Here is a 5,390-nt window from a genome sequence, read left to right as displayed (position 1 = left end):
TATATCATGGCAGTGAATGGGGTTTCCTTTGAAGTATATCCCGGAGAAACATTAGGATTGGTGGGAGAATCTGGTTGCGGTAAAACCACCCTTGCTCGCACCTTATTAAGATTAATCGAACCCACTGCTGGAAAAGTCTTATTTGAAGGGCAAGATGTGGGCAAACTTGCCGGGAAAGCGTTGCGACAAGTGCGCCGAGAAATGCAAATTGTCTTTCAAAATCCCTTTAGTTCCCTCAATCCCCGGATGAGCATTGGGAACTTGGTGATGGAACCATTGAAAATACATGGAGTGGGAGAGAGTTCCCGCCACCGACGAGAGCGATCGGCCTATTTATTAGAACGAGTTGGATTAAATGCCGAATTAATGAATCGCTATCCTCATGAGTTTTCCGGAGGTCAAAGACAACGAATTTGTATCGCTAGAGCATTAGCGCTGAATCCAAAGTTTATTATTTGTGATGAATCAGTTTCCGCCTTAGATGTATCCGTCCAGGCGCAGGTGCTGAATTTGTTAAAAGAATTACAGGAAGAGTTTAAACTCACCTATATTTTCATCTCCCATGATTTAAGTGTGGTCAAGTTTATGAGCGATCGCATTCTAGTCATGAATCAAGGCAAAGTAGAAGAAATCGGTCCGGCAGAAAGCATTTACAGCAACCCCCAAAAAGACTACACGCGATCGCTCATCGCCTCCATCCCCACCGGCACCCTCGATCGCATCCAAGAACAACAAGCACAGCGTCAGGTGTCAGCGTAGTTTGGAGAGATGGGGTCTTCCCTTTAGTAGTAACGACTTCAGTCGTTACTACTAACAAGCGGAAACATCCTTTATCCTCACTCCCGGAGGGCGGTTTTCATCGAAATCCAGGCGAACTGGGGTAATACTAACATCCGTCGCCAACGCCAGGGTTCTTGATAGAGACGGTAGGCCCACTCCATCTGGATCCGTTGTAACCAAACTGGAGCTCGCTCTTTTTGACCCGACCAAATATCGAAACTACCACCAACCCCCACCCAAATCGCGTCGGGACATAAATGGCGATTTTCTAGAATCCAAAACTCTTGTCGAGGAACGCCTAAACCGACTAAAATCAAGCGAGGTTGCAGATGTTGAAGTCGCGTTTTGAAAGCTGGTTCATCCTCTGGAGACAGATATCCATCTTGGGTCCCGGCGATCGCCAATCCCGGTAACTCAGTTTGCCATCGCTTCAAAGCTATCTCAGCAATTCCCGGTTTCCCCCCAAAGAAAAAGGTGGAACAGTCCTCTCCCAAATCCCCCGCTAACTGCACTAATGACTCCGCCAGTTCAATGCCAGGACAGCGCTGGATTTTTCGACCACGGACGAGAAAGTAAAACACCACTCCGGCACCATCAGGAATCACCAAATCCGCCTGATGAATCACCTCAGCGAGGTCTGGAGTCTCTAGCGCTTGCATCGCCATTTCCGCATTCAGAGTCACCACATGAGTTCCCTGACGTTGCTGCAAACGTGACTGTAACCAGTCTCGATAATGAGTGGTAATATGAACCGGCAGTCCCAATACGGAAAATTTTTGCAACACCTGTAGCATAACCCTTTTGTTTTTAGACCCTTACTTTCAGCTTGCTAACGCCTCAGCCTATTCTTGACTAAATTGGATTTTAATTATATTTTAATTTTATTACCATTAACCTCAGTTTTATAGCGTTTCTCATGTCCACAAGGTACAGCCCTCACCCCAAACCCCTCTCCCAAGACGGGAGAGGGGCTTTAGAGCATACCTCATGAGTCCGGGAACCGCTATATAAAAATTACGGATAATAAGGTGCTGCTCTAGGTTTATAAAAATTTTCATAAAAACGCCAGGATATTCTCTAGGCGAGGTAAAAGCCCCTCGCGCCACCGGGGATAAACCCCCCACTGAAGTTAAATCGTACCATTTCATCAACTCCAAAACAACCTCATGACCCTAACCTCAAACGAACGTCAAACCCGATTAGAGTATTACTATCACCAGATCCAGTCCCTCATTCTGGTTCGCCAAAATCCGATTACGGGACTGTTACCGGCTTCTACCGCCATCAACGCCCACGGCGACTATACCGATGCCTGGGTGCGCGACAATGTTTATAGCATTCTCGCCGTCTGGGGGTTGGCCCTCGCCTATCGCAAAATGGATGATTCCCAAGGACGCACTTATGAATTAGAACATAGTGTGGTTAAGTTGATGCGGGGATTGCTCTTTTGTATGATGCGGCAAGCAGACAAGGTGGAACGGTTCAAAGAAACCCAATCTCTGCTTGATTGTTTGCACGCCAAATTTGACACCCATACAGGAGATACCGTCGTCGGCGATAATGAGTGGGGACATCTCCAAATTGATGCGACTTCAATCTTTTTATTGATGTTAGCTCAAATGACGGTTTCAGGGTTATCCATTATTTATACGGTGGATGAAGTTAATTTTATTCAGAACTTAGTCTATTATATTGGACGGGCTTATCGCACTCCCGATTATGGAATCTGGGAACGGGGAAATAAAATTAATAAAGGTAATCCGGAGTTAAATGCCTCTTCCATTGGCATGGCATTGGCGGCGTTAGAAGCGATTAATGGGGTTAATTTATTTGGGGTCAAAGGGTCTCAGAGTTCGGTGATTCACGTCCTGGCGGATGAAATTGCCCGCGCAAGGCAGACATTGGAATCGATTCTGCCTCGGGAATCGAGTTCTAAGGAAGTCGATGCGGCTTTGTTGAGTATTATCACGTTTCCGGCATTTGCGATCGAGGATGGTCCATTATGCGATCGCACCAAACAGAAAGTCATCAATAAATTACAGGGGAAATATGGCTGTAAGCGGTTTTTGCGGGATGGACATCAAACCGTATTGGAAGACCCTTGGCGCTTGCATTACGAACCTTGGGAACTGAAAAAGTTTGAAAACATTGAATGTGAGTGGCCGTTATTTTTCACCTACTTATTCTTAGATGGCATCTTTCGAGGCGATCGCACCCAAACCCAAGAGTATAAAGAACGCCTCAACTCCCTGGTTGTCGAGTCCTACGGATTGAAACTGCTTCCTGAATTGTACTACGTTCCCGCAGACAAGGTAGAAGCCGAACGTACCAATCCCCAAACCCAACCGCGTCTCCCCAATGAAAATCTCCCCTTAGTCTGGGCGCAAAGCCTATATTTCCTGGGTTTGATGCTCGATGAAGGGTTATTACACCGAGGGGATATCGACCCATTAGGACGTCGTCGCACCCTCGCCGGACGCCGTAAACCTGTCGTCCAAATCGCCCTGCTTGCGGAAGATGAAGACCTGCAAACGGAACTCGCCTATCATGGGATTGCCACCCAAACCCCGGCAGAAGTCGAACCGATTCAAGTGCGACAAGCGCGAGCCCTCTCCGGCGTGTATCGGCAAATTGGCCGAAACGATAAATTAGGGCTAACGGGACGACCCGTGCGCCGATTGCGGAGTCTCACAACCTCTAATATTTTTCGGATTCGCGGAGAAACAATTGTATTCTTGCCGTCATTTTTAGACCAGCAGGAATTTTATCTCACCTTAGATTATCACTTTTTGGTATCCAATATCAAGGGTGAACTGGCCTATATCCATCGCCATTGGTGGCAGTATCCTCAAATTGGGGGTCATGGGGTAGGACGTCCGACAATCACCTTGCTGCTGACTCATGCCATGTTGGAAACCGATGGAAGTAGTGAGGGATTTCTCCCGGCATTGCTGGAACTGATGAAAGAATTGCGGGATGGGGACTGTGAAGGGACGCCGGTGAAGTTGGGACGACTGAATCAACTGATGCTCACCGGCAGCATTGAGCGGATTGATTTTCTCCATGAATTTCAGTTTAGTGAGAATCCGGTGAAAAATGCGGCACCCGCTTGTTATTTTTTGGCTTACGATGCCGAGAAAAATTGGCCTTTGAGTCATACCCAAGAGTTCATGTTAGAGTGTGAAACGGATCCGGGATTGTTGCTAGATAGTTTACGCGCCTCCTGTAATTTGTATGAGCAAATCGAACTGTTGCATACCCTGTGTCGCTTGCAGGGATTAGAATTTGAGACAGGACTGGCGGGACCTGGACGTTCGGTGACGGTGGCAGATTTGCTGAATGAAGTGTATTTTAAGGCGGGAACAGGGAAGGCGATCGAGGATTGTGCGATCGCCGGAAGTAACCCGAGAAAGACTCCGATAACCGAGGCGATCGCCGGTGACGATGAGAACACCCTCGAAAAGCAAATTCATTGGTCCGTCGTCCGTCGTGCCGCAGGGTTGTTGAATAAAGCAGATATTGGGTTATCCGATGCAGTGACAGATATCCTAGTCCGGCAAAAGCAAATTACCGTCGGAAAAGCCTATACTGAGGCATCCCTAATTTCTCGTCCGATGTCCTATACAGAAATTGTGGACAAAATTCGGCTGTTTTGCGGGGAGGACATTCGCGATCGCGTTTTGACTCAGGAGATTTTACTCTATTTGGGGTTATTAATCAAAGCCGAACCGGACTTATTTAATGGATTGCTCACCCTGCGCGTGAGTTACTTAATCTTGCTGATTACCAGTGAACTCGCCAAAGAATTAAACCTCATCCAAGATGAAGCATACGAACGGGTGATGGAATTGAGTCCTTTTCAGATTAATACCCGATTGCGAGAAGTTTTGAAAGGATATGCTGGGATGAATAAACTCCTGAAAAAACAAGAATCCATGCACGTCCAACAGCAGGAACAAGAGATTGAATGGGTGGTGCTGCCTTCCCCCAATGAAACCGAAGAAATCTCAGGAAATTGGCACCGTCGGCGACAGTTAGATGGTGCCGCAGGGCGAGTCCCCAAAGAATTTTATCCTCGGGTGTGGCAAGTCATGCAACATTGTAAAGGGTTGGTGATTGGGGATAAATTAGAGCGCCGCAACCGCTTAGATAGTGAGTTAATTTTAGCAGAAATGACCCCAGGAGAGAAGAATTTTGCCCTACGGGTGGAACATTTGCTGAATAAAATTCAGGCACCGGAATATCGACAGGTGAATATTGAAACCTTGATGGAACTCGCAGCGATTTGCGATCGCAACCCGGATTTACAGATTCAGGAATATATAGTCCTGGATGTATTAATTGGTCATGCGGTGCGATTAGCCTGGATTGAAAGTCATCCGGAACGAAGTGAATGCTACGATGAAGACAAGGCATTAGCTTGGCCTTCATTTTACAATACATCGCCCTATGTTTGTGCCAGCTTCGTCGTCAAAGCATTCCGCTACCTCACCAAATTTGGCAAGGCGATCGCAGTCGGGTAATTCAACTCGGGGTAGGGGACTAGAAACCGGGTTTCTCGCCTAAGTTTTTGCTAATTGTCACAGATTGGGTAAAGAAACCCGGTTTCT

At 47.1% G+C, this 5,390-nt stretch carries 3 protein-coding genes; 2 read left to right on the top strand and 1 reads right to left on the bottom strand.

All coding sequences use genetic code 11. From position 1 onward, the window contains the following. Window positions 1–759: ABC transporter ATP-binding protein (locus J0895_RS04505; RefSeq protein WP_207086926.1), on the top strand; the 759-nt coding region annotated here is incomplete at its 5' end. 77 nt (window positions 760–836) lie between these two features. Here the strand turns inward: J0895_RS04505 and J0895_RS04500 are convergent. After that, complete coding sequence (locus J0895_RS04500) at window positions 837–1,574, bottom strand: WecB/TagA/CpsF family glycosyltransferase (RefSeq protein ID WP_207086925.1); 738 nt, start codon at window positions 1,572–1,574, stop codon at window positions 837–839. A 372-nt stretch (window positions 1,575–1,946) separates the two neighbouring features. Here J0895_RS04500 and J0895_RS04495 point away from each other — a divergent pair, with 372 nt between their 5' ends. After that, window positions 1,947–5,303 (top strand): glycoside hydrolase family 15 protein, encoded by a 3,357-nt coding sequence (locus tag J0895_RS04495; protein WP_207086924.1) that lies wholly within the window; start codon window positions 1,947–1,949, stop codon window positions 5,301–5,303. Window positions 5,304–5,390: the final 87 nt, after the last annotated feature.

Source organism: Phormidium pseudopriestleyi FRX01 (assembly GCF_017313335.1).
Classification (GTDB): domain Bacteria; phylum Cyanobacteriota; class Cyanobacteriia; order Cyanobacteriales; family Laspinemataceae; genus Laspinema; species Laspinema pseudopriestleyi.
This window is presented reverse-complemented; position numbering and strand designations above follow the sequence as displayed.

Coding starts and splice junctions, on each gene's coding strand:
- J0895_RS04500 (WP_207086925.1), bottom strand. CDS start 1,574: ATGCTACAGGTGTTGCAAAAATTTTCCGTATTGGGACTGCCGGTTCAT.
- J0895_RS04495 (WP_207086924.1), top strand. CDS start 1,947: ATGACCCTAACCTCAAACGAACGTCAAACCCGATTAGAGTATTACTAT.